This is a genomic window from Mycobacterium sp. (assembly GCF_049647605.1).
In the GTDB taxonomy this organism is placed as follows: Bacteria; Actinomycetota; Actinomycetes; order Mycobacteriales; family Mycobacteriaceae; genus Mycobacterium.
The window spans coordinates 1-3,522 of the sequence record NZ_JBARXZ010000139.1; the positions used below are offsets into that span (position 1 = coordinate 1).

The following is a 3,522-nucleotide window of genomic DNA, read 5'->3' on the forward strand; positions in this document are numbered from 1 at the left end:
AACCTACACTCATAAATAATTTAATCAGATGAAAATCGCTTTTATAGGCACTTACGCCCCCCGCCAATGCGGTATCGGGTCATTTACACAGCACCTCTTCCAATCTACCGGCGACGGTTCCGGGACATCAGGCAATTTTGTCGTCGCCATCAATGATCCCGGCAGTACTTATATGTATCCTCCGGAAGTGAAATTTATCATCGACCAGGACGACCATGGCACGTACCTCAAGGCGGCTGAGTTCATTAACCAAAACCAGGTGGATGTATGTATTGTCCAGCACGAATTTGGAATTTTCGGCGGGCAGAACGGCATATTCATCCTGACGTTGCTGCATAGTCTGGAGGTTCCTGTGATGGCTACGTTCCACACCGTGCTCAATAAGCCATCCTACAATCAACTGGCGGTGATGAAAGAAATCACCACGGTAGCCAGCAAATTAATCGTCATGGCCCACAAGGCAGCGGAGATACTGCGGCAAACGTACGGGGTACCGGCAGAAAAAATCGAACTGGTGCCCCACGGTGTGCCGCCCATCCGGTACGATCGGACGGCAGCCCGGCTGGAGTTGGGGCTGGAGACGAAAAGGGTATTGCTGACATTTGGTTTTCTTGGCCGAAACAAAGGGATCGAAACCGCTATATGCGCTTTGCCGAGCGTCGTAGCGAAATACCCCGACGTAGTGTACGTTGTACTTGGAAAAACACATCCCAATGTGGTCAAGCACGCGGGCGAAGAATACCGGTTGTTTTTGCACCGGTTGGTCAAGAAACTGGGGCTCGAAGACCACGTGGTATTCCTCAACCAGTACGCGTCGGAAGACGATTTGTTCAAATACCTCGCCGCTTCCGACATTTACCTCACACCCTATCTCAATGAGGCGCAGATTACCAGCGGCACCCTGTCCTATGCAGTCGGTGTCGGTTCGGCCGTCGTATCCACTCCCTATTGGCACGCGGCCGAGCTGTTGGCCGAAGGACGGGGAGAGTTATTTAACTTTGCTGATGAGGAGCAACTGACCAACCTATTGGTAGATTTACTTGCACATCCTGATAAATTAGAAGCTTTGCGGGATAAGGCGGGAGAATACGGAAAAACCATCACCTGGCCGAAAACGGGCGCAAGATACCATGAACTTACCAGAGATCTCATGGCCAACGTCCCTAAAGCGATTCTCAAAAAGGATCCGGCATTGGACCGCAGCATACTGCCTCCATTGCGCTTCGACCACATCGAACGGCTCACGGATCGTGTGGGCATATTCCAGCATGCCAACTTCGGGATTCCGAATTACAACGAAGGGTATTGCCTTGATGACAATGCACGGGCACTGCTCATGATGCTGATGGCTTATAGGAGGACCAACAGCGAGCAGGCGCTCAAATATATCGCTGTTTACCTTGGCTACCTGAATTATGCGCAGAACACGGATGGCACCTTCCGGAACTTTATGGGGTTCAATCGGAGTTTCCTCGATGATTTGAGCTCGGAGGACGCCTTTGGAAGGGCTATCTGGGCGCTCGGCTATGCCATTGCCTATTCGCCGATGGATGCCTATTATCAGGTTGTGCAACGGCTGTTCTCCAATGCAGCACCCCATTTTGAACACCTGAAGTCCATCCGGAGCATTGCCAATACGCTTATCGGCCTCTATTATTATTTGAAAGACAATCCGTCAAACGAAGAGATGTCCGAACTAACGCGGAAGCTGGCCCAACGTCTTTATGATGCCTATCAGCTACACCGGACAGACACCTGGCATTGGTATGAATCGCTTTTGGCCTACGACAATGGGCTGCTGCCCATGGCCATGCTGTGTGCCGCAGAGGTGACAAACAATGCGTCGTTCAGGGATGTGGCATTTGAAAGTCTGGAATTCCTGGAATCGCATACGCTTTCCAAAGGACATCTGAGCCTCATCGGCAATGAGAATTGGTACAGGCAAACCGGCGCTCCCTCACCATTTGCCCAACAGCCCATTGATGCCATGGCTATGGTGCTGCTTTACTTCCAGGCCTACAGCTGCGCGGGAGATCCCCGTTACCTCAGCCGGCTGTATACGTCATTCATGTGGTTCTTGGGCGAGAACGATCTCCGCGTGAGTATGTATGATTTTGACACCCAAGGTTGCTGCGATGGATTGCAACGCGACGGCGTAAATCGTAACCAGGGTGCAGAGAGCACGCTGGCGTATCTTATTTCGTATCTGGCGCTGCAACATACCTTTGAAAAGCCCTACGGCAGCATCGTATCATGACCGGGCGCGATCAGAAAATAAATACAGGCATTAGTTTGGTGTTTTTCCAACTAAATAACCTACCTTTATGATAATTAATAAGATACAGATACACGTCTCCGGGTTACCACTTTCCTCTTACCGCAGCCAAAGTGGGCTTTAATATTCGATCTCTGCATCCATCGTTTACATTTTAAAGCCCATTATCATGGTCATTTTGTTTTTTTTCATAGGAATATGGTATCTCTCGTTGTTTTCGCAGACCTTTTTCCAGCATCGCTATGCAGCGCATGGCTCATTTACGATGAGCCGGTTCTGGGAACGTTTTTTCTTCGTGTTTTCATATATTACGCAGGGCTCTTCCTACATGAGCCCACGGGCCTACGCCATCATGCACCGTATGCATCACGCGTATACCGATACCGAGCGGGATCCCCATTCGCCTAACTTCTCATCAAATATCTTTGCCATGATGTGGCGTACACGGAACATCTACCTCGATATTGACAGGAGGCGTATGCAGGTGGAGGAGCGATTTACAAAAAACCTACCAAACTGGGAGCGGCTTGATCGGTGGGGCAATGCCCCGCTTTCGAGGGTGCTGTGGGGAGTCGCCTACATTGCCTTTTTTCTGCTGTTTGCCGGCAGCTTGTGGTGGTTCCTGCTGCTTCCCATCGTCATTACCATGGGTGCCTTCCACGGGGCTGTGATCAATTGGTTTGCGCATAAATACGGTTACATCAATTTCAGGCTTAAAAACACTTCACGCAACCTGCTGGTGGTTGACGTACTGATGCTCGGCGAGTCTTATCACAACAATCACCATAAACATCCTTCTTCGGCTAACTTCGGTAGGCGCTGGCACGAAATCGATCCGGTATACCCTGTTGTCCTCTTATTGAAGTGGCTACGGGTTATCAATTTCCCGAAGGCAAGCATGTCGGCTCCGGAGGTTCGTCCAGACGATCCGTCAAATCAAATTTAACAATGAAGAAGTTTGGCATCATCCAATACTCGAAGGGAAGGCGGGAATCCGAAGCTATTATTTGCTCAAACCAAAAAAATAACTTTTTATACTCATCGTTGTTATCTTCTGTAGGTCTGCTTGATTGCAACGATACCGCTAAGATTACCGCGTTATGGGGCCGGATGTCGGGAAGGTATGATACTCCCTATTTGCTGGACAACTATTGCACTAATTTAAGATATAATCACGACACATTTTTGATTATCTGATAGAACCTTTCATTGGGTGTTACCCTACCGATGGATTTGTGTCTTCTTTC

Annotated in this window: 2 protein-coding genes; both read left to right on the forward strand. The window is 49.4% G+C overall.

The annotated features are described in order from the left end of the window. Window positions 1-28: 28 nt before the first annotated feature. Window positions 29-2,257 carry a glycosyltransferase family 4 protein gene (locus WBB07_RS18260; protein ID WP_526309811.1) on the forward strand — a complete coding sequence of 743 codons (2,229 nt, stop codon included), beginning with the start codon at window positions 29-31 and terminating at the stop codon, window positions 2,255-2,257. A 187-nt stretch (window positions 2,258-2,444) separates the two neighbouring features. Beyond that, window positions 2,445-3,221, forward strand: coding sequence for an acyl-CoA desaturase (locus WBB07_RS18265; protein ID WP_526309812.1), 777 nt, complete (start codon window positions 2,445-2,447; stop codon window positions 3,219-3,221). Window positions 3,222-3,522: the final 301 nt, after the last annotated feature.

Excerpts from the sequence above, each read along its gene's own strand:
- WBB07_RS18265 (WP_526309812.1), top strand. The coding sequence starts at position 2,445 with ATGGTCATTTTGTTTTTTTTCATAGGAATATGGTATCTCTCGTTGTTT.
- WBB07_RS18260 (WP_526309811.1), top strand. The coding sequence starts at position 29 with ATGAAAATCGCTTTTATAGGCACTTACGCCCCCCGCCAATGCGGTATC.